General features: G+C 69.0%; 19 protein-coding genes. 9 read left to right on the top strand and 10 right to left on the bottom strand.

Annotation, left to right across the window (positions count from 1 at the left end; all coding sequences use genetic code 11):
• Positions 1-18: 18 nt before the first annotated feature.
• Genes GFK26_RS06515 through GFK26_RS06495 form a run of 5 tightly spaced genes read right to left on the bottom strand, consistent with a single transcriptional unit; the run spans position 19 to position 4,090 of the window.
• Positions 19-813 (bottom strand): ABC transporter permease, encoded by a 795-nt coding sequence (locus GFK26_RS06515; RefSeq protein ID WP_153281285.1) that lies wholly within the window; start codon positions 811-813, stop codon positions 19-21.
• Positions 810-1,580, bottom strand: coding sequence for an ABC transporter permease (locus tag GFK26_RS06510; RefSeq protein WP_153281284.1), 771 nt, complete (start codon positions 1,578-1,580; stop codon positions 810-812). Before GFK26_RS06510 ends, GFK26_RS06515 begins: the two co-directional genes overlap by 4 nt.
• Positions 1,573-2,358: an ABC transporter ATP-binding protein gene (locus GFK26_RS06505; RefSeq protein ID WP_153281283.1), complete on the bottom strand. Its 786-nt coding sequence runs from the start codon at positions 2,356-2,358 to the stop codon at positions 1,573-1,575. Before GFK26_RS06505 ends, GFK26_RS06510 begins: the two co-directional genes overlap by 8 nt.
• Positions 2,355-3,302, bottom strand: a complete 948-nt coding sequence (locus GFK26_RS06500; RefSeq protein WP_153281282.1) for an ABC transporter substrate-binding protein — start codon at positions 3,300-3,302, stop codon at positions 2,355-2,357. Before GFK26_RS06500 ends, GFK26_RS06505 begins: the two co-directional genes overlap by 4 nt.
• Positions 3,299-4,090, bottom strand: coding sequence for a TetR/AcrR family transcriptional regulator (locus GFK26_RS06495; RefSeq protein WP_153281281.1), 792 nt, complete (start codon positions 4,088-4,090; stop codon positions 3,299-3,301). Before GFK26_RS06495 ends, GFK26_RS06500 begins: the two co-directional genes overlap by 4 nt.
• Before the next feature lie 99 nt (positions 4,091-4,189).
• Here GFK26_RS06495 and GFK26_RS06490 point away from each other — a divergent pair, with 99 nt between their 5' ends.
• Both GFK26_RS06490 and GFK26_RS06485 read left to right on the top strand, forming a co-directional pair.
• Entirely contained in the window at positions 4,190-6,184 is a 1,995-nt protein-coding gene (locus GFK26_RS06490) for an acetoacetate--CoA ligase (protein ID WP_153281280.1), read from the top strand.
• Between the two features lie 31 nt (positions 6,185-6,215).
• On the top strand, positions 6,216-6,659 hold the full coding sequence (locus GFK26_RS06485; protein WP_153281279.1) for a YbaY family lipoprotein: 444 nt from the start codon (positions 6,216-6,218) through the stop codon (positions 6,657-6,659).
• Positions 6,660-6,703: 44 nt separating this feature from the next.
• Here GFK26_RS06485 and GFK26_RS06480 read toward each other — a convergent pair whose 3' ends face one another.
• The gene (locus GFK26_RS06480) at positions 6,704-8,668 is read right to left on the bottom strand and encodes an adenylate/guanylate cyclase domain-containing protein (RefSeq protein WP_153281278.1); all 1,965 of its coding nucleotides are present in this window, start codon (positions 8,666-8,668) and stop codon (positions 6,704-6,706) included.
• Positions 8,669-8,894: 226 nt separating this feature from the next.
• A complete protein-coding gene (locus tag GFK26_RS06475) occupies positions 8,895-9,560 on the bottom strand; it encodes a 2OG-Fe(II) oxygenase (protein WP_153281277.1) in 666 nt (221 codons plus the stop codon).
• Between the two features lie 159 nt (positions 9,561-9,719).
• On the opposite strand from GFK26_RS06475, the gene GFK26_RS06470 reads away from it, so the two are divergent.
• Positions 9,720-10,223, top strand: a complete 504-nt coding sequence (locus GFK26_RS06470; protein WP_153281276.1) for a GFA family protein — start codon at positions 9,720-9,722, stop codon at positions 10,221-10,223.
• A gap of 1 nt (position 10,224) precedes the next feature.
• Here GFK26_RS06470 and GFK26_RS06465 read toward each other — a convergent pair whose 3' ends face one another.
• Complete coding sequence (locus tag GFK26_RS06465; protein WP_153281275.1) at positions 10,225-11,127, bottom strand: LysR substrate-binding domain-containing protein; 903 nt, start codon at positions 11,125-11,127, stop codon at positions 10,225-10,227.
• A 182-nt stretch (positions 11,128-11,309) separates the two neighbouring features.
• Here GFK26_RS06465 and GFK26_RS06460 point away from each other — a divergent pair, with 182 nt between their 5' ends.
• Genes GFK26_RS06460 through GFK26_RS06450 form a run of 3 tightly spaced genes read left to right on the top strand, consistent with a single transcriptional unit; the run spans position 11,310 to position 14,228 of the window.
• Positions 11,310-12,509: an acyl-CoA dehydrogenase gene (locus tag GFK26_RS06460; protein WP_153281274.1), complete on the top strand. Its 1,200-nt coding sequence runs from the start codon at positions 11,310-11,312 to the stop codon at positions 12,507-12,509.
• An 8-nt stretch (positions 12,510-12,517) separates the two neighbouring features.
• Positions 12,518-13,756 carry a CaiB/BaiF CoA transferase family protein gene (locus GFK26_RS06455; protein ID WP_153281273.1) on the top strand — a complete coding sequence of 413 codons (1,239 nt, stop codon included), beginning with the start codon at positions 12,518-12,520 and terminating at the stop codon, positions 13,754-13,756.
• A gap of 13 nt (positions 13,757-13,769) precedes the next feature.
• Positions 13,770-14,228: a VOC family protein gene (locus GFK26_RS06450; RefSeq protein WP_153281272.1), complete on the top strand. Its 459-nt coding sequence runs from the start codon at positions 13,770-13,772 to the stop codon at positions 14,226-14,228.
• Here GFK26_RS06450 and GFK26_RS06445 read toward each other — a convergent pair.
• Positions 14,225-14,683: a CopD family protein gene (locus tag GFK26_RS06445; protein ID WP_153281271.1), complete on the bottom strand. Its 459-nt coding sequence runs from the start codon at positions 14,681-14,683 to the stop codon at positions 14,225-14,227. The two genes, GFK26_RS06450 and GFK26_RS06445, sit on opposite strands and share 4 nt — an antisense overlap.
• 56 nt (positions 14,684-14,739) lie before the next feature.
• Positions 14,740-15,717, bottom strand: coding sequence for a LysR family transcriptional regulator (locus GFK26_RS06440; protein WP_153281270.1), 978 nt, complete (start codon positions 15,715-15,717; stop codon positions 14,740-14,742).
• 112 nt (positions 15,718-15,829) lie between these two features.
• Between GFK26_RS06440 and GFK26_RS06435 the strand changes: the two genes are divergently transcribed.
• The 3 genes from GFK26_RS06435 to GFK26_RS06425 are packed head-to-tail and all read left to right on the top strand — an operon-like array spanning position 15,830 to position 19,764.
• Entirely contained in the window at positions 15,830-17,179 is a 1,350-nt protein-coding gene (locus tag GFK26_RS06435) for a DUF3100 domain-containing protein (RefSeq protein ID WP_194274040.1), read from the top strand.
• Positions 17,180-17,204: 25 nt separating this feature from the next.
• Positions 17,205-18,374 carry a M20 aminoacylase family protein gene (locus GFK26_RS06430; RefSeq protein WP_101490578.1) on the top strand — a complete coding sequence of 390 codons (1,170 nt, stop codon included), beginning with the start codon at positions 17,205-17,207 and terminating at the stop codon, positions 18,372-18,374.
• Between the two features lie 4 nt (positions 18,375-18,378).
• Positions 18,379-19,764 carry an L-serine ammonia-lyase gene (locus GFK26_RS06425; RefSeq protein WP_194274110.1) on the top strand — a complete coding sequence of 462 codons (1,386 nt, stop codon included), beginning with the start codon at positions 18,379-18,381 and terminating at the stop codon, positions 19,762-19,764.
• Positions 19,765-19,798 lie beyond the last annotated feature (34 nt).

Raw genomic sequence — 19,798 nt, 5'->3', positions numbered from 1 at the left:
TGGATTTGATGTACTTGATCAGGGCTGCTGCCAACGCAGCAGGCGCTTTTCGGCAAAAGCCAGCAGCGCGTTGCTCACGAAGCCGATGAGCCCGAGCAGCACGATGCCGGCGAACAGGTCGCTGGCGCGGAAGGCGCGCGCCGCCAGCAGAATCGCCTGGCCCAGGCCGCTTTGCGAGGCGATCATTTCGCCCACCACCGCGACGATCAGCGCGATGGTCAGCGCCAGCCGCATGCCGGCCAGGATGTCGGGCATGGCGTTGGGCAGGCCCATCTTCCAGATGTACGCGGCGCGCGACATCTGCAGGCAGCGCGCCACTTCCGACAGGCGCGGCTCCACGGCCGCGAAGCCGTGCACCGTGGCCAGCAGCACCGGCCACATCGCGCCGAAGGCGACCACGAACAGCACCATGCCGGGGTTCAGCCCGAAGATCGAAATGGCCAGCGGCAGCAGCGCCGAGGCAGGCAGCGGGCGGATGAACTCCAGCGTCGGCTGCACCCACGCGCGCACTGCGGGCGACACGCCGATGGCCGCGCCCAGCAGCACGCCGAACAGCGAGGCGAGCAGCCAGCCTTCGACCATGCGGCCCACCGTGGCCTGCGTGAAGGCGAGCAGTTCGCCGTTGCCATCGTTGCCCGCAGAGAGATTGAGCCCTTCGAGCAGGCTCGCGAAGGTGGCCTGCGGCGTGGGCAGGAACACGCGGCTGACCCAGCCCGCGTTGCTCGCCACCCACCACAGCGCGACCAGCGCGAGCAGCACACCCACCGAGCCCAGCCACCCCAGACCGAGTCGGTCGTTGCGGTTGTTGTTCATGGCTGCACCCCCATGCGGCGCGCGACGAAGGATTGCAGCCGCACCATGCCCGCGTTGACCGCGAAGCCCACCACGCCGATCCAGCCGAGCCACGCGAGCATCAGCGCGGGGTCGAAGCTCTGCTGCGCGATCATCATCGCGTAGCCCATGCCGTGCGGATTCGCGGCGATCTCGACCGTCACGGCCACCACCAGCGCCACCGCCACGCCCAGGCGCAGCGCGACGAACAGGCGCGGCACGATGGCCGGCAGCACGATCTTGAAGGCACGTTCGCGCGCCGACAGGCCGAGCACGCGGCTCACCTCGAGCAGCCGGGGCTCGATCTGCTGCACGGCCGACTGCACCAGCACCAGCAGCGGCCAGAAGGTGGCGAAGGCGACGATGGCCACTTCCATGCGCACGCCGAAACCGAAGCCCAGCATCGCGAGCGGGATCAGCGCAACCGAAGGCACGGGGCGCAATACCTCGATGGAGACGGAGCCCAGCTGCGCCGCGCGGCGCGAGAGACCGAGCACCAGGCCGAGCGCAATGCCGAGCACCGCGCCCAGCAGCAGGCCGAGCGCCGCTGTGCCCAGCGTGAAGCCCGTGGCCTGCCAGAGCGAGCCATCCATCGCCGCGCCGACGAAGGCCTTGGCCGCCGCGCTCGGTGGCGCGAGCGCATCGCTGCCCAACGCTGCCGCGCGCCGCGCGTACCACTCGAAGGCGCCGACCAGCACCGCGGGAAACACCCACGGCCGCAGCCAGCGAAAGAGGCGGCTTTCAGTCATGGCCCTGCTCGATGAAAGCGAACAGCTCACGCCGCAACTGCAGGTAGTCCGGATGCTCCTTGGTCGTCAGCTGGTCGCGCGGGCGCGGAATCTTCACGTCGATCATCCGCGCGAGGCTCGGCCGCCCCGGTCCGGGGTTGGCCTGCAGTGCGATCACGCGGTCGCCGAGGTAGATGGCTTCTTCCAGGTCGTGCGTGACGAAGAGCACCGTGAGCCCGTCGTCGCGCACCAGCCGCGCGAGCTCGTCCTGCAGGCTCTGGCGCGTGAGCGCGTCGAGCGCGCCGAAAGGCTCGTCCATCATCATCAGCTCGGGCTTCTGCGCGAGGCAGCGGGCAATCTGTGCGCGCTGCTGCATGCCGCCCGACAGCTGCACCGGAAACTTGTGCGCGTGCTTCGCAAGCCCGACCTTGCCGAGCACGTCGGCAATGCGCGGCGCGCACTCAGCCGTGGGCACGCCGGCCGCTTCGAGCGCGAGGCTCACGTTGCCTTCGACCGTGCGCCACGGCAGCAGCGCGCGGCCGTAGTCCTGGAACACGAAGGCCACTTCGCGCGAGGGCGCCGTCATCGGCACGCCCTTGCGTCGCACCTCGCCGGCACTCGCCGTGACAAGGCCGCTGGCTGCGCGCAGCAGCGTGGTCTTGCCGCAGCCGCTCGGGCCGACGATGCAGACGAACTCGCCGCGCGCCACGTCGAACGAGGTGGGTGACAGGATCTCGCGCCCGCCGAGGCGGATCGCGACACCGTCGAAACGCAGGAAGGAATCGGCGACCGCGCTCACTTGGCGATCAGCTTCGCAACGTCGATGCTCGTCTTGAGCATGTCCTGCTCCTTCATGAGTCCGGTCCAGTAGCCCAGTTGCTTGTCAGTGACGACCGGGCCGGGTGGCGAGACCTGCACCTTGGCGAGCACCTCGGCCGGCAGCTTGATGTACTTGCCGATGGCCGCGCGCACCTTGGCGTCGTTCTTCGGCTGCTGCATGAAGGTCGCGGATTCGACCAGCGCCTCGCGGAAGGCGCGCGCCGTGGCAGGGTTCTTCGCCACCCACTCGCGCTTGGCCGCGTGCACGATGGTCTGGTTGTTCTCGGGCAGGAAGGTCGAGTAGTACGAGGCCACATAGCCCGCGCCGCTCTCGGTGATGCGGCTCATGAACGGGTCGGCCGACACCACCGCATCGACCGAGCCGCCGCGCAGCAGGTCGGCATGCTGCGGGAACGCGGCCTCGATGAAGTTGACCTTGCGGTAGTCGACGCCGCTGTCCTTCAGCCACGCGCGGAAGGTCACGTGCAGGAAGGCGCCGAGCCCCGGCACGCCGATCTTCTTGCCCACGCAGTCCTGCGGGCTCTTGATGCCCGAGCCCGCGCGCGCCACGAGGCCGAAGCCCGTGATCGTCTTCGAGGTGAGGCCGCCGCCGGCCACCAGCACGAGGTCGAGCCCGCCGTCCACCGCCTGCAAAAACACCGAAGGCGTGGGCCCGCCGATCTGCAGCGAGTCGGACTGCAGCGCCGCCGGAATGGTGGAGTTCAGCGGAATGAACTTCAGCTCTACATCAAGGCTGCGCTTCTTGAAGTAGCCCTCTTCGGCCGCCACGAAGACCGAGGCGAAGTCGGTCACCGCCGTGTAGCCGAACACAATCTTCGGGTGCGCCTGCTGTGCGCGCGAAGGCAACGAGGCGGTGGCCGATGCGGCCGCGAGCGCCGACAGCAGGGTGCGTCTTTTCATCATGGCTGGGGTCTCCTGGGAATGGTCTTTTTCGTGCGTGAGGGCTTGGCGGCGACGGCCTTCGGCGCAACCTTCGAAGCGGCTTTGGGCCGGGGCAGCGCGGCGCGCAGGCCGCCGACGATGAAGTTCACGAGCATCGGCGCCACGGCCGGGTCGGCGCGCCGGTTCTCGCCGCGCGAGAGCCGTTCGATGCGGCTGTCATTCAGGTGGTGCAACAGCGCGCCGAGCGCGAACTGGTAGCCCCACGCGACCTGGCCGTGCGTGGCGTGCGGCAGCGCCACATGCAGTGCATCGATGTAGGCCTCGGCGAGCGGGTCGAAGTAGCCGCGCAGCACGCGGTCGGCTTCCTCGGTCGCGTGGTACAGCTCGCGCGCCACCAGCAGTGCGTAGTACTCGCCCTCGGTGCTCGCGCGCAGCGCCAGCACGGGCGCGGTGAAGGCTTCGATGATGCGCGGCAGCGTGCGCGCATCGTCGGGGTCGATGGTCACGGCCGCGAGGCGCGCGAGCCGTTCCTCGATGGTGTGGCTCCAGTGTTCGAAGATTGCGTGGAACAGCTCGTGCTTCGGGCCGAAGTAGTAGCCCACCAGCGCGAGCGGCACGCCGGCTTCCTCGGCGATCTGGCGGATCGTCACCGCGTGGTAGCCGTGCTGCGCAAAGAGCTTCTCGGCCGCCAGCAGGATCGCCTGCCGGCGGTCGGGTCGCGCGGGCTCGGGTGCGACGGTCGGGACGCCTGAGGTACGTGCTGCCTGAGTGGCGCTGCGTTTGCGGACCGTCGGTGTGCGAGCGTTCATGGGGCGTATTGAACGGCTGTACAAAAATGTTGAACACGCGTACAAACCCTGAGGTCAACCCTCATTGAGCACGGCCGTTCGCGGCGCTACGCTCGTGGCATGCCCGCTCCCAACATCCCCCAGATCCGCCTCTATCAGAACTGGCTGCGCGACACGCGCGGCTTGGCCTTCGACAGCTACGACGCGCTGTGGCGCTGGTCCGTCACCGACCTCGATGCCTTCTGGCAGAGCATCTGGGACTACGCCGGCCTGCACTCGCCCACGCCCCACACCGCGGTGCTCGCCGAACGGCGCATGCCCGGCGCGCGCTGGTTCCCCGGTGCGCAGGTCAACTACACGCGCGAGGTGCTGCGCCACGCCGACGCGGCCCATGCGGCCGGCCTGCCCGCCATCGTGAGCGACAACGAACGCGGCGAGGTGCGCGACCTGTCGTGGCCCGAGCTGCGCCGCCAGGTGGCCGCGGTGGCGCTCACGCTGAAGTCGCTCGGCGTGCGCCGCGGCGACCGCGTGGCCGCCTACATGCCGAACGTGCCCGAGACCATGGTGGCGTTTCTGGCGTGCTCCAGCATCGGCGCGGTGTGGAGCGTGTGCGCGCCCGACATGGGCACGGCCGCCGTGGCCGACCGCTTCCGCCAGATCGAACCCACGCTGCTCATCGCGGTCGACGGCGTGCACTACGGCGGCAAGCCGCTCGATCGCAGCACGGTGCTGCAGGAGCTGCGCGGCCAGCTGCCGAGCGTGCAGAAGCTGCTGCTCGTGCAGACGCCCTTTGCTGCGAACGCGGTGGCGCACGACGTCGAATGGCAGCAGGCCATTGCGCGCGACGACGCCGAGGTCGCGGCCTTCGAGCCCGAGTGGCTGCCTTTCGATCACCCGATCTGGATCGTCTATTCGAGCGGCACCACGGGCCTGCCCAAGCCCATCGTGCACGGGCAGGGCGGCATCCTGCTGACCATGCACGCCTGCGGCCTGCACAACGACGTGGGCGCGAGCTACGGCGCCAACAACCTCGGCGAGCGCTACCACTGGTACAGCTCCACGGGCTGGGTGATGTGGAACTCGCAGCTCTCGGGCCTGGCCTTCGGCGCGACCATCTGCATCTACGACGGCAACCCGGCGGGCAGCAAGGAGAAGCCCGACTGGGGCGTGCTGTGGCGCTTCGTCGCCAAGCACCGCGTCACCTTCTTCGGCGCGGGCGCGGCCTACTTCACCAACTGCATGAAGGCGGGGCTCGTCGCCAAAGACTGCGGTGATCTGTCGCGCGTGCGCGCACTTGGCAGCACCGGCTCGCCGCTGCCCGACGAGGTGCAGCGCTGGGGCTCGCAACAGATCCTCGATGCGGGCTCGACCGGCGTGTGGTGGTGCAACATTTCCGGCGGCACCGACTTCTGCGGTGCCTTCGTCGGCGGCAACCGCGAGCTGCCCGAAGTGCCGGGGCAGATGCAGTGCCGCGAACTCGGCCACGCAGTGGAAGCCTGGAACGAGCAGGGCCAACCGGTCATCGGCGAAGTCGGCGAACTGGTGTGCACGCAGCCCATTCCGTCGATGCCGCTGTACTTCTGGGGCGACGAAGGCAACGCACGCTATGTGTCGAGCTACTTCGACACCTACCCCGGCGTGTGGCGCCACGGCGACTGGATCAAGATCGGCACTGATGGCGGCTGCATCATCTACGGCCGCAGCGACGCCACCATCAACCGCCAGGGCCTGCGCATGGGCACGAGCGAAATCTACAGCGCGGTCGAAGGCCTGCCCGAGGTGCTCGACTCGATGGTGGTCGACCTCGAATACCTGGGCCGCGACAGCTACATGCCGCTGTTCGTGGTGCTGCGCCCCGGCGTGGCGCTCGACGATGCCATGCGCACGCGCATCAACAACGCGATCAAGACCTCGCTGTCGCCGCGCTTCGTGCCCAACGACATCTTCCAGGTGGCCGAGATTCCGCGCACGCTGTCGGGCAAGAAGCAAGAGCTGCCGATCAAGAAGCTGCTGCTGGGCCAGCCGATCGAGAAGGTGGTCAACCGCGAGGCGATGGCAAACCCCGGCAGCCTGGATTGGTATGTCGCTTTCGCCGCGGAGCGTGCCTCCGCATAATGGGGCGATGAAAAGACGCACCAGCCTCCTCATGCTCTCCGCGATTGCCGGAGCCTCCGTCCTGAGCGCCTGCGCTTCCTCGGGCACGCCGGCGACGCCCAAACCGGGCGCCGCGCCGCTGCGCGTGACGGGCACCGTGGCCTACCGCGAACGCATCGCGCTCGACCCTGCAGCCGAAGTGCGCGTGCAACTGCTCGACGTGTCGCGCATGGACGCGCCCTCGGTCGTGCTCGCCGAACAGCGCATTCCCGCCAACGGCAAGCAGCCGCCCTTCGCCTTCGAACTCAGCGTGGATGCCGCCCGCATCGATCCGCGCATGCGCTACGCCGTGGCGGCGCGCATCACACGTGGCGAGCAGCTGCTGTTCATCAACGACACGCAATACGCGGTGCTCACGCAAGGCAACGGCACCACCGCCAACCTGATGCTGGTGCGCGCGACCACGCCACCGCCGCCGCCGCGCCCCTCGCGCTGATCGACCCACCCGCGCGACACGATGCTCGCGCGGATCGGTCCTGGTCAGGTCAGCAATTCGTGGAGCACCATGCGCGTCTGCCGGCCGCGCAGCTCCACCAGCTCTTCGATGCGACGCGTGGCCAGCCGCCCGTTCAGGGCCGCGAAGGTGGCCTCTGAAATCAGCATGCGCGTGCCCAGCTGGCGGTTCGCGCCTTCGATGCGGCTCGCCACGTTCACCACGTCACCGAACGCCGTGTAAGACAGCCGGTCGTTCGACCCCAGCACCCCCGCCACCACCACGCCCGTGTGGATGCCGATGTTCGTGCGGAACTCGGGCAGGCCCTGTTCGGCCCACTGCCGGTTGAGTGCGTGCATTTCGTCGTGCAGCTCCAGCGCGGCGCGGCAGGCCTTGTACTCGGCGTCTTCCAGGTCGGCCGGCGCGCCCCACAGGACCATGATGCCGTCGCCGATGAACTTGTCGATCACGCCGCCGTGGCGCGCGAACACATCGGCCGCGAGGTTGAAGTACTCGGTCAGCTGGCGCACCAGCACGTCGGCCGCGATCGATTCGGAAATCGACGTGAAGCCTTCCACGTCGGTGAACATCACCGTCACCTGGCGCGGCGAGCCATTGGGTGCGAGCGCGTGGCCCTGCGCCACCAGCTGGTTGATCACGTCCACCGGCACGAACTTGCTGAAGGCCTTGAGGCTGCGCGCCGAATCGTCGAGCGCCTGGTCGAGGTGCTGGATTTCGAGCACGCGGCTGGGTTCGCGCGGCAGGTCGTCGAGCTCGAGGCGGCCGATGCGGTGCGCGATGCGCGAGAGGTTCTCGACCGGTGCCGTCACCAGCTTCGACAGCTTCAGCGACATGTACAGCGCGAGTCCCAGGAACACCAGCGCCAGCAGCAGCGACCACGCCACTGCGCGGCGCAGGCCACCCAGCAGCACGTCTTCGGGCACCCAGCTCACCAGCTGCCAGCCCGTCGCAGGAATGCGCGAGGCCTGCACCAGGTAGCGCTTGCCTTCGTGGCTGAACGCGAAGGCCCTGTCACCGCTGCTGCCGGCGATGCCGTCGGCCGTCATCTGTGCATCGAGCGCGCCGAGTGCGCCCGTGGGCGCCTCCAGCGTGTGCAGCACGCCCGGCATGTCGCTGCGCGCGAGCACCTTGTGGTCGGCGCTCAGCAGCGCGCTGTTGCCGTTGCCGTTGCGGCTGAACAGCCGCACGAACTCCGACAGCCGGCCCAGCGAGACATCGCCCGCCACCACCATCGCCTGCGGGCTGCCCTCGGCCTGGCGGCGCTGGCTCGGCAGGGCGTAGGTCACGCCGAGTTCTTGCGCGGCGGCGAACACATAGGGGCTGGTCCAGACCGGTGCCTGCGTCTTGCGCGCCTGCACGAACCAGCTGCGCTGCGTCGGGTTGTAGTTGCTGCGGTAGGCCTCGACGCGCTGCGTGGCAAAGCGCTGCTGCACATCGGCCTCGGAGCCCAGCGGCAGCTTGTATTGCCACGTCTCGGTGGTGAAGTCGGCGCTGCGCGCGATGTGGCGGATGGCCGGCACCGGGTAGCGCAGCGCCATCAGCATCTTGCCCTCGACGTTCGCCACGTAGACGCTGTCGAGCTCGGGCGATTGCTGCAGCAGCGTCCACAAAAGCTCGGCCGTGCGCTCGACGTTCTCGCCAGCCGGCGTGAGGCTCGGCGAGCTGCCGATCGCGCCGACCGCCGACTCGGCCTTGGACAGGAAGGCCAGCACCTTGTCCTCGATGCGGTCGTGGTTCGACTTGTGCGCGGAGGTGCCGATCGTCGTCACCAGCCGCTGCGAACCCCAGTAGCCCAGCGTCACCAGCAGCAGCGACTGCGCCAGCGCCACGGCACTGACGATGGACCCGACATCGACCCGGAAGCGACGGGGTCGCCGGGGCGGTGGGATTTCAGCGGAAGAGGGTGACGGAGACGGTGGCAACGGCGTGGTGACGTGCGCGAAAGACGGGCGACCCGCCGCATCCGGAGGCCCGGACGATTTCTTGTACATACAGCTCCCTGACGACAACGCGGAACGGACCCCGGCTCCTCATCACGAGGTCGTGGTCCGGCGTCCGGAGGGGGTTGCGGGGCCGATCGTGTGCGCCGGCCATCCTGGCAATCCCCCGGATGCGCGCGGGATTTTCGCTTGTATTTGGTACATATGTGCAACTTTGCACGCTCGGTGCCAAGTTGCTGCGCCCGAGGGCTTGCTTACGAACGGGCGTTCGTTTTAGTCAACGTGCGTCGTGAAAGATCAGGCCCAGCGTGTGGCGCCGCCCGCTGCGCACGCGGCTCACGCCATGGCGCATCGTCACGCGGTAGCTGCCGCGCGTGCCGGCCACGGGCCGCTGGTTCACCGCAAAGATCACCGCCTCGCCTTGTGCGAGCGGCACCACCTCGGCGCGCGACTGCATGCGCGGGCGCTGCTCGGTCAGCACGAACTCGCCACCCTTGAAGTCTTCACCGGGCCGGCTCAACAGCACCGTGAGCTGCAGCGGAAATTGCAGGTCGCCGTACAGGTCCTGGTGCAGGCAGTTGTAGTCGCCTTCGTCGTAACGCAGCAGCAGCGGCGTGGGGCGCAGTTGGCCCGCCGCATGGCAGCGGTCGAGGTAGGCCGCGTGGTCCGGCGGATAGTCGGCCGGCTGGCCCATCGCAGTGGCCCATGCATTGGCCAGCGGCGCGAGGCGCTCGTACAGCGCGCTGCGAAACGCCACGAGCTTGGACGGCAGCGGGTTCGCAAAGTACTGGTACTCGCCCTGGCCGAAGCCATGGCGCTGCATGACCACGCGGCTGCGGAAATACTGCGGCTGTTCGTACATCGCGGCGAGCGCCGCGCATTCCTTCGGCGTGAAGAGCGCGCCGCTCGCGGCGCAACCGCGTGTGGCGAGGTCGGCGTCGATGCGGGGCCAGTCGAGGGCTTCGACGCGGGAGGGACGGGGAGGTCATGGGGGCAGTGTCGCGCTGCTGATGCGTGAGGGCTCGCCGTTTTCGGACGCGGGTTTCGGTGGAGCAGGCCCGGCTTGAGCGATCATCCCGAAGACCCAGCCCGAAAGCCTTCCATGAGCACCCAGAACCCCACCCCTCAAGACACCGCCAGCGACTGGCAACTCCCGTGGAGTGGCGGCTGCCGCTGCGGCCAGGTGCGCCTGCGCATCACTGCACCGCCGCTGCTGGCGATGGCCTGCCATTGCACCGGTTGCCAGCGCATGAGCGCCAGCGCGTTCTCGCTGTCGTTGGCCATCCCGACGCCGGGCTTCGAGGTGGTGTTGGGCGACCCCGTCATCGGCGGCCTGCACGGCGATTCGCATCACTTCTTCTGTCCGCACTGCAAGAGCTGGATGTTCACCCGCACCGAAGGCATGGACGAGTTCGTCAACCTGCGCCCCACCATGCTGGACCGGCACGAATGGGTCGTGCCCTTCGCCGAAACCTGGACCGACGAGAAGCTGCCCTGGGCGACGACGCCGGCGGTGCACAGCTTCGGCAAGCTGCCGGAGTTCGCGGCCTTCCCGGCGTTGATTCAGGCGTATGCGCAAGAGGGTGCGCGGCCGGCCAAGGCCTGAATCACCCCTCCCGCGCCTGCCCCAACAACCAATCACTGAACAACTTCAACAACGGCCGCTGGTCCGCCCGCTCCGGCGTCACCAGGTAGTAATTGCGCTCACCCGACAAGGGCCGCGGGCAGGCCACCACCAGCTCGCCACGCGCCAGCTCGTCGGCCACCAGCATGGTCGGCATGAGCGCCACGCCCAGGCCGTGCGACGCTGCAGCAGCGAGGATCGAGAACAACTCATAGCGCGGGCCGCCGCGTGCGTTGGGCGCGTCGATCTGTTGCGCGTCGAACCACTGGCGCCAGCCGTCGGGGCGCGTGCTCTGCTGCAGCAGCGGCATCTGCGCGATGGCGTCGGGTGACACGGCCTGGCCATCGGGCAGCAGCGACGGGCTGCACACGGGCACCACGTCTTCGTGCATCAGCAACACAGCGCGCGTGCCAGCCCAGTTCTCGACCTGCGCGGGCGTGCCCGCGTACAGCGCAGCGTCGAACTCCGCATCGGCGAACAGGAAGGGACGGGTGCGCGTCTCGATGTGCACCACCACGTCGGGCTGCAGTGCTGCAAAACCGCGCAGGCGCGGCACGAGCCAGCGCGTGGCGAAGGTGGGCACTGCGGCCAGCGACAGCGAACCGCCTTCGCCCTGGTGCGCCATGGCGTCGAGCGTGTCGCGTTCCATGGCCTCCAGGCGGCGGGCGATCTGGCGCGCGTAGGCTGCGCCGCTGGCCGTCAGCGCCACGCCGTGCCGCGTGCGGCGGAACAGCGCCACGCCCAGGAAGGCCTCGAGCGACCCCACCTGGCGCGACACCGCGCTCTGCGTGAGCGCCAGTTCCTGGGCGGCGCGGGTGTAGCTCTCGTGGCGCGCGGCGGCGTCGAAGCACACGAGGGTTTGCAGGGGGGGGATCTTGCGGCGCATGTATGCCGGGAGTGTATGACTGGCGAGGTGGTTTCGCCTGTAAATCAACAAGATGTCTCTCAAGATGTGCGTCATGCGCATATCTGGGTGAGGATTCATCGTTTGCGCCGGGCCCCCTGCGTGGCTACGATCGACCGCATTCCCCTTCTTTTGTTTCTTCTTCCTTTTCCGGAGACATCCACATGGCCGCCAAAGCGCAATTCCACTGGGACGACCCCTTTCTTCTCGACCAGCAACTGACCGACGAAGAACGCATGATCCGCGACGCGGCCAACGCCTACTGCCAGGAGCGCCTGGCGCCCCGCGTCATCGAAGGCTTCCGCAGCGGCGAAACCGACCCCGCGATCTTTCGCGAAATGGGCGCGCTCGGCCTGCTCGGCCCGACGATCCCCGAGCAGTACGGCGGCCCCGGCCTGAACTACGTGGCCTACGGCCTGATCGCCCGCGAAGTCGAGCGCGTCGATTCGGGCTACCGCTCGATGGCCAGCGTGCAGAGTTCGCTGGTGATGGTGCCGATCTTCGAATTCGGCACCGAAGCGCAAAAGCAGAAGTACCTGCCCAAGCTCGCCACCGGCGAATTTATCGGTTGCTTCGGCCTGACCGAACCTGACCACGGCTCCGACCCCGGCAGCATGGCCACGCGCGCCAAGAAGGTGCCGGGCGGCTACGCGATCAGCGGCTCGAAGATGTGGATCAGCAACTCGCCCATCGCCGACGTGTTCGTCGTGTGGGCCAAGGAAGTCAGCGAAAGCGGCACCGTCGGCCCGATCCGCGGCTTCGTGCTCGAGAAGGGCATGAAGGGCCTGAGCGCTCCCGCCATCCACGGCAAGGTCGGCCTGCGCGCCAGCATCACCGGTGAAATCGTGATGGACGGCGTGTTCTGCCCCGAAGAAAACGCTTTCCCCGAAGTGCAAGGCCTCAAGGGCCCGTTCACCTGCCTGAACAGCGCCCGCTACGGCATCTCGTGGGGCGCGATCGGCGCCGCCGAAGACTGCTGGCACCGCGCCCGCCAGTACACGCTGGACCGCAAGCAGTTCGGCCGCCCGCTCGCCGCCAACCAGCTCATCCAGAAGAAGCTGGCCGACATGCAGACCGAGATCACGCTGGGCCTGCAAGGCAGCCTGCGCCTGGGCCGCATGAAGGACGAAGGCATCGCCGCCGTCGAGATCACTTCGATCATGAAGCGCAACAACTGCGGCAAGTCGCTGGACATCGCCCGCATGGCGCGCGACATGATGGGCGGCAACGGCATCAGCGACGAGTTCGGCGTGGCACGCCACCTGGTGAACCTCGAAGTGGTGAACACCTACGAAGGCACGCACGACATTCATGCGCTCATCCTGGGCCGCGCCATCACCGGTATTGCCGCTTTCGCGAACTGACCCGACGCATGACCACCAAGCCCGCAGCACTCGACGGCATCAAGGTCCTCGATCTGTCCCGCGTGCTCGCGGGCCCGTGGTGCACGCAGATCCTCGCGGACCTGGGCGCCGACGTCGTCAAGATCGAACGCCCCGGCGTCGGCGACGACACGCGCACCTGGGGCCCGCCGTTCGTGAAGGACGCGAACGGCCACGACACCGACCAGGCCAGCTACTTCACGTCCTGCAACCGCAACAAGCGCTCGGTCACCATCGACATGGCCACGCCCGAGGGGCAGGCGCTGCTGCAGCAGATGGCGGCGCAGGCCGACATCGTGGTCGAGAACTTCAAGACCGGCGGCCTCAAGCAGTACGGCCTCGACCAGGACAGCCTGCGCGCGGCCAACCCGCGCCTCATCTATTGCAGCGTGACCGGCTTCGGCCACGACGGCCCCTACGCCGAGCGCGCGGGCTACGACCTGATGATCCAGGCCATGACCGGCATGATGAGCATCACCGGCCGCCCCGACGGCGAACCCGGCGGCGGCCCCCTGCGCGTGGGCGTGGCGCTCACCGACCTGTTCACGGGCGTGTACGCCAGCACCGCCATCCTTGCGGCGCTGCAGGTGCGCGACCGCACCGGCGAAGGCCAGCACATCGACATGGCGCTGCTCGACGTGGGCATGGCCATCCTCGCCAACCAGGCGAGCGCTTTCCTCAACACCGGCAAGGCGCCGGGCCGCCAGGGCAACACGCACCCGAGCCTCGCGCCGTATCAAGACTTTCCGACGCAAGACGGTTCGATGCTGCTGGCCATCGGCAACAACGGCCAGTTCGCGCGCTTCTGCGAAGCCGCCGGCCACGCCGGGTGGGCCGCCGACGAACGCTTTGCGACCAACACGCTGCGCGTGAAACACCGCGGCGTGCTGATCCCGATGCTCGAAGAACTCACGCGCACCCGCACCACCGCCGACTGGGTGGCGCTGCTCGAAGACAAGGCCGTGCCCTGCGGCCCCATCAACGACATCGCGCAGGCCTTCGACGACGCGCAGGTCAAGGCGCGCGGCCTCGCCGTCACGCTGCCGCGCGATGCGGGCGACGGCATCGCCAGCATCACCGGCGTGGCGAGCCCGCTGCGCCTCACGGCCACGCCGCCGGTGCTGCGCCGTGCGCCGCCCGCGCTCGGACAGCACACGCAAGAGGTACTGGCCGAGATGGGCGTCGACGCCACGCGCTTCGAGGCATTGCGCGCCGCCGGGGTGGTCTGACACACTGGCGGGCATGACGCGCCCGCCCGCTCCGTCTTCTCCTGAAGCTTCAGTCGATGCAGCTCCGTTCGCGGTGCTGCGCATCGATCACGTCGTGCTGCGCGTGCGCGATGCCGCGCGGTCCATGGCCTTCTATTGCGACGTGCTCGGCTGCACGCTCGAGAAGCGTCGCGACGACCTCGGCCTCGTGCACCTGCGCGCCGGCAGCAGCCTCATCGACCTTGTCACGCACGATGGCAAGCTGGGCAGCCAGGGCGGCGCGCTGGCCGGGCGCGAGGGGCGCAACGTCGATCACCTCTGCTTGCGCATCGAACCCTTCGACGAAGCGGCGATCCGTGCGCGCATGGCGCGGCACGGCGTGCCGGTGCAGGGTGAGGTGCAGAACAACTTCGGGGCCGAGGGCAATGGGCCTTCGATCTACCTCGAAGATCCCGATGGCAACGGCGTGGAACTGAAGGGTCCTGCGGCCTAAGCGCCGCGCCCTATCACCGCCACCGCGAACACCACCACGCCCAGCGCGAGGTTCAGCGTCACCAGTTGGCGCACGGTGTTGAGCCGTGCGGCCGCCACAGGCCAGGCGCTGTCCTCCACCGCGCGGCGCATGGCGCGGAACACCGAGGCGCGGATGTAGACATAGATCGCCGCCATGACGAGCGCAATGCCCATCATGGCTTCGACGCGCCAGTGCACGGCGCGAAAGCCGCCGGTCGCGTGGATCAAGCCGATGCCGGTCACGAACAGCAGCGTGACGGATGCGTCCACGCCGATGAAGAAGCGCCGCAGCGTCGCGGCCATCATGCGCAGGCGCAGCGGCGGCTCCAGCGTGGCGACGGCGGCGGGGCGCACCGCGAAGTGCATGACGGCCATGCCGCCGACCCAGAAGGCGGCGCACAGCAGGTGAATGAAGAGGGGAGCGAGGTAGGACATGGGGTCCGATCAGAACACCGAACCGTGCGCGCACGCAACGCAAGGCCCCATGCCCTTCAACCCGTCGCGCCGCGACCGCGCGTGCTCGCGCGGGGCTTGCTGGTGCCCGTGCCCGCGATCGAATCGGCATAGCGCTTCATGTCCGCCACCACCTGCCGCAGCAGCGTCGCCGCGGCCGGCGGCAACAGGCGGCCGTGCCGCGACACGATGTGCGAGCGGCCCTGCGACAGCAGCGGGTTTTTCATCGGCAGCTCGACCAGCGCCGGATGGTCGGCGTTGGGCGTGAGCGAGATGCGCGTGCCCAGCGTGTAGCCCAGGCCCGCCGACACGAAGTGGCCCAGCGCGCTGAACGAGGTGGTGGTCAGCAGCGCGGGCAGTCGCACGCCCTCGCTGATCTCGGCCGCCTCGATGTGCTGGCGCACGCCGAAGTTGCGGTGCAGCGTGGCGCCGGGGTAGGGCAGGAGGTCGGCCAGCTTCAGCGGGCGCCCGAGCTGCGCGAGCGGGTGCGAGCCCAGCACCATGGCCTGGATCGGCTGCGCGTGCGACTGGTGCGAGGTGAGCCGCTCGTCCTTCGGCGGCTGGAACAGCATGCCGATGTGCGCACGCTCCTCGATCACGCGGCGCACGATCTCGTCGGTGCTGGCCACGTCGAGGTTCACGGTGATCTTCGGGTGGCCGGCCATGAAGATGCGCAGGCTGTGCCGCATGAGCCAGTCCACATAGCCTTCGCCGGCCACGATGTCGATGTGGCCGCTCTCGATCTTGCGGATGCTGTCCATCTGCGCCAGCAGGTGCTGCTTCTGCCCCTGCTGCCTTCGCACGTAGCCGGCCAGCAGCTGGCCCGCGTCGGTGGGCACCACGCCGCGTCCGTGGCGCTCCAGCAGCGGCAGGCCGCACTCGGTCTCCAGGATGCCGATGGCGCGGCTCACGGCCGACGGGTCCATGTCGAGCACGTCGGCCGCACCGCGCACCGAGCCGCTGTCGAGCACCTGCATGAAGTAGCGCACCCGGCGGGTGTCGAGCTTGTCGTCCATGGCGGTCGTCTCCGAGTGTTGCATTCAATGCAACGAATATCCTTATTTGCGGTCATTGATGCAAGAGGCTCGCAGGCCGAAACTCGCCGGCACCCCTCGAAAACGCCCACCCATGACCTCCGCTGCCTCCACGATTGCAGCCGTAGCGCCTTCCAGCGCCGCCGGCAAACTCAAGCTCCTCGTCGTCACCCTGGTCCTCGTGGCCGTGGCCGAGCTCATCGGCCCGACGCAGTTCAGCGTCGGCCCCGGCAAGGTGGTGCTGCTGCCGATGCTGTGGGCGCTGCTCATGGCCGCCGCCTGGGGCATCGCGCACCGGCGCGTGCCGGGCGTGGTGCGCGTGGCGACGGCGCAGCAGTCGCTGGCCGGCGGCCTGCTCAACGCGGGCCTGCTGCTGTTCGTGGTGAAGCTGGGCCTCACGGTCGGCGCCGCGCTGCCGCAGGTGAAGCAGGCCGGCTGGGCGCTGCTGTTCCAGGAGTTCGGTCATGCGCTGGGCACCCTGGCGCTGGGCCTGCCGCTGGCGCTGTTGCTTGGCATCAAGCGCGAGGCCGTGGGCGCCACCTTCTCGGTGGGCCGAGAGGGCAACCTCGTGATCATCGGAGAGAAGTACGGCATGGCCTCGCCCGAAGGCCGCGGGGTGCTGGCCGAGTACATCACCGGCACCGTGTTGGGCGCGCTCTTCATCGCGGTGCTCGCGGGCTTCATCGCCAGCCTGCACATCTTCGACCCGCGCTCGCTGGCCATGGGCGCCGGCGTGGGCTCGGGCAGCCTGATGGCGGCGGCGCTGGGCGCCATCGCCGCGCAGAGCCCGCCAGAGATGCTGCCGCAGCTCACGGCGATTGCCGCCGCATCGAACCTGCTGACCACCGTGGCCGGCTTCTACTTCACGCTGTTCCTGTCGCTGCCGCTGTGCTCGTGGCTCTACGGCAAGCTGGAGCCGGTGCTGGGCCGCTTCTCGAAGCACGGTGCGCAGCAAGGCGCGGGCGTGGACGGGGGCGCGAACGTCTCGAGCGCCGACGTGGCCCACGCCGCGCCGACCTCGCTGCGCGACACGCTGCTGGCCTGGCTGGTGGTGGGCGGCGGCGTGCTCATCGGCAATGCCGTGACCTACAAGGTGCCGGTGCTGGTGTCGCTCGAAGGCGTGCTCGCCGTGGTGGCGATCGCCGGTGCCGTCGAAGCCATCAAGCGCTTCGTGCCCCGCCTGCCGATGGTGCTGGTGCTGTCGGTGGTGGCCACCGTGGTCGGCATCCCGGGCCTGTTCCCGTTCTCCGACGCGCTGATCGCGATCACCGCCAAGCTCAACTTCTTGGCCTTCACCACGCCGGTGCTGGCGCTGGCCGGCTTCTCGGTCGCGAAAGACCTGCCCGTGTTCCGCCGCCTCGGCTGGCGCATCGTGGTGGTGTCGCTCACCGCGACGGCCGGCACCTTCCTCGGCGCCACGTTCATCGCTGAGTTCTTCCACTGATTCCATCCCACGAGAGATTCACGCCATGTACCGCGACCCCGAGATTGCCGAAGACACCCGCGCCCGCATGCTCAGCTGGCGCCGCGACATCCACGCGAACCCCGAGACCGCCTTCGAGGAACACCGCACGGCCAACGTGGTGGCCAATGCGCTGATGCTCATGGGCCTGCCCGTGCACCGCGGCCTGGCCGGCACCGGCGTGGTCGGCACGCTGAAGAACGGCGACGGCCCCAGCATCGCGCTGCGCGCCGACCTCGACGCGCTCAACATGCAGGAGCTCGGCACGCAGGCGCATGCCTCCAAATGCGTCGGCAAGATGCACGCCTGCGGCCACGACGGCCACACGGCCATGCTGCTGGGTGCGGCCGAGCACCTGTCGCGCCACAAGCCCTTCAAAGGCACGGTGCACTTCGTGTTCCAGCCTGCCGAAGAAAACGAAGGCGGCGGTCGGGTGATGGTGGAAGAGGGCCTGTTCGACCAGTTCCCGGCCGACGCCGTCTACGGCATGCACAACTTTCCGAGCCTGCCGCGCGGGCGCTTCGCGATCCGCAAGGGCACGATGACGGCCTTTCTCGACACCTTCGAGATCGTCATCACCGGCAAGGGCAGCCACGGCGCCATGCCCGAGACCGGCATCGACTCGGTGGTGATCTCGGCCCAGCTCATCAACGCGCTGCAGACCATCGTGAGCCGCCGCACCGGCGCCACCGACGCGGCCGTGGTCAGCGTCACGCAGATCCACGGTGGCGACACGTGGAACGTCATTCCCGAGACCGTGGTGCTGCGCGGCACCGTGCGCACGCTCGACGCCGGCATCCAGGACAAGACCCAGGCGGCGATGCAGCAGATCTGCGACGGCGTGGCCGCCACGCACGGCGCCAAGGTGGCGCTGGAGTACCGCCGCGGCTACCCCGGCGTGGTCAACACGCCGGCCGAGACCGACGCAGCCATCGCGGCGGCGGCCAGCCTGGTCGACATCGAGCAGGTGCACACCGACATCCCGCCGGCCATGGGCTCGGAAGACTTCGCCTTCATGCTGCAGAAGCGCCCCGGCGCCTACATCGGCATCGGCGCGGGCGAGGGCCCGAACGACCCGAACGTGCACAACCCCTACTACGACTTCAACGACAACATCCTGCCGCTCGGTGCGGCCTACTGGGTCGCGCTGGTCAAACAGCAGCTTCCGGTCGCATGATGCGCTGATGCTCTCCGCCTTCGACATCTTCAAGATCGGCATCGGGCCGTCGAGTTCGCACACCGTCGGGCCGATGCGCGCCGCGCTGCTGTTCGCGCAATCGCTCGAGCGGCGCGGCCTGCTCGCGCAGGCGGCACGGCTGCACGTCGACCTGTTCGGCTCGCTCGGCGCCACCGGCCACGGCCACGCGACCGACCAGGGCGTGATCCTCGGGCTCTTCGGCGACGCCCCCGACACCGTGCGGCCCGAGACCGTGCAGCCGCGCCTGGACGCGCTGCGCCGCAGCGGCCAGCTGAGCCTGCTGGGCACCACGCCCATCGCCTTCGACCGCGTGCGCGACATCGCCTTTCGCGGCGAAGAGTCGCTGCCCGAGCACCCGAACGCCATGCGCTTCACGGCCTTCGCGGCCGACGGCGCCGTGCTCGCCGAAGGCACCTACTTCTCGGTCGGCGGCGGCTTCGTCGTCGAAGGCGGGCAGGCGGTGGCGCAAACGGTAGCCGCCGCAGCCGCTGTGCCGCATCCCTTCACCACCGGCGACGAACTCATGGCGCAGTGCCATGCGCACGGCATCTCCGTCGCCACGCTGGTGATGCGCAACGAATGCGTGTGGCGGCCCGAGGCCGAGGTGCGCGCGGGCCTGCTGCGCATCTGGGGCGTGATGCAGCAGTGCGTGCAGCGCGGCTTCGGCATCGACAACCCGCTGGCCGCGCACGCGCTGCCCGGCCCGCTGCGCATGCGGCGTCGTGCGCCCGAGCTGCACCGCGAGCTGCTGGCGCAGGCCGGCGCCGCCGATCCGCTCGCGGCCATGGACTGGGTCAACGCCTTCGCGATGGCGGTGAACGAAGAGAACGCGGCCGGCGGCCGTGTCGTCACCGCGCCCACCAACGGCGCGGCCGGCGTGGTGCCCGCCGTGATGCACTACTACCAGCGCTTCGTGCCGCAGGCGAGCGACGAAGGCATCGTCGACTTCCTGCTCACCGCTGCCGCCATCGGCATGCTCTACAAGACCAACGCCTCCATCTCGGGCGCCGAGGTCGGCTGCCAGGGCGAGGTCGGCGTGGCCTGCTCGATGGCAGCGGGCGCGCTCGCCGCCGTGCTCGGCGCCACGCCCGCGCAGGTCGAGAACGCGGCCGAGATCGGCATGGAGCACAACCTGGGCCTCACCTGCGACCCGGTCGGCGGCATGGTGCAGATTCCCTGCGTGGAACGCAATGCGATGGGGGCCGTGAAGGCCATCAACGCCTCGCGCATGGCGCTGCGCGGCAACGGCAGCCACTACGTCTCGCTCGACGCCGTGATCCGCACCATGAAGCAAACCGGCGAGGACATGAAGTCCACGTACAAGGAGACCTCGCTGGGGGGGCTTGCGGTGAACGTGGTGGAGTGCTGAGCCCGCTGCGTCAGAATGACCGGCTCACTGTCTT

The sequence above is a fragment of the Variovorax paradoxus genome, from assembly GCF_009498455.1.
Lineage (GTDB): Bacteria > Pseudomonadota > Gammaproteobacteria > Burkholderiales > Burkholderiaceae_C > Variovorax > Variovorax paradoxus_H.
This window is presented reverse-complemented; position numbering and strand designations above follow the sequence as displayed.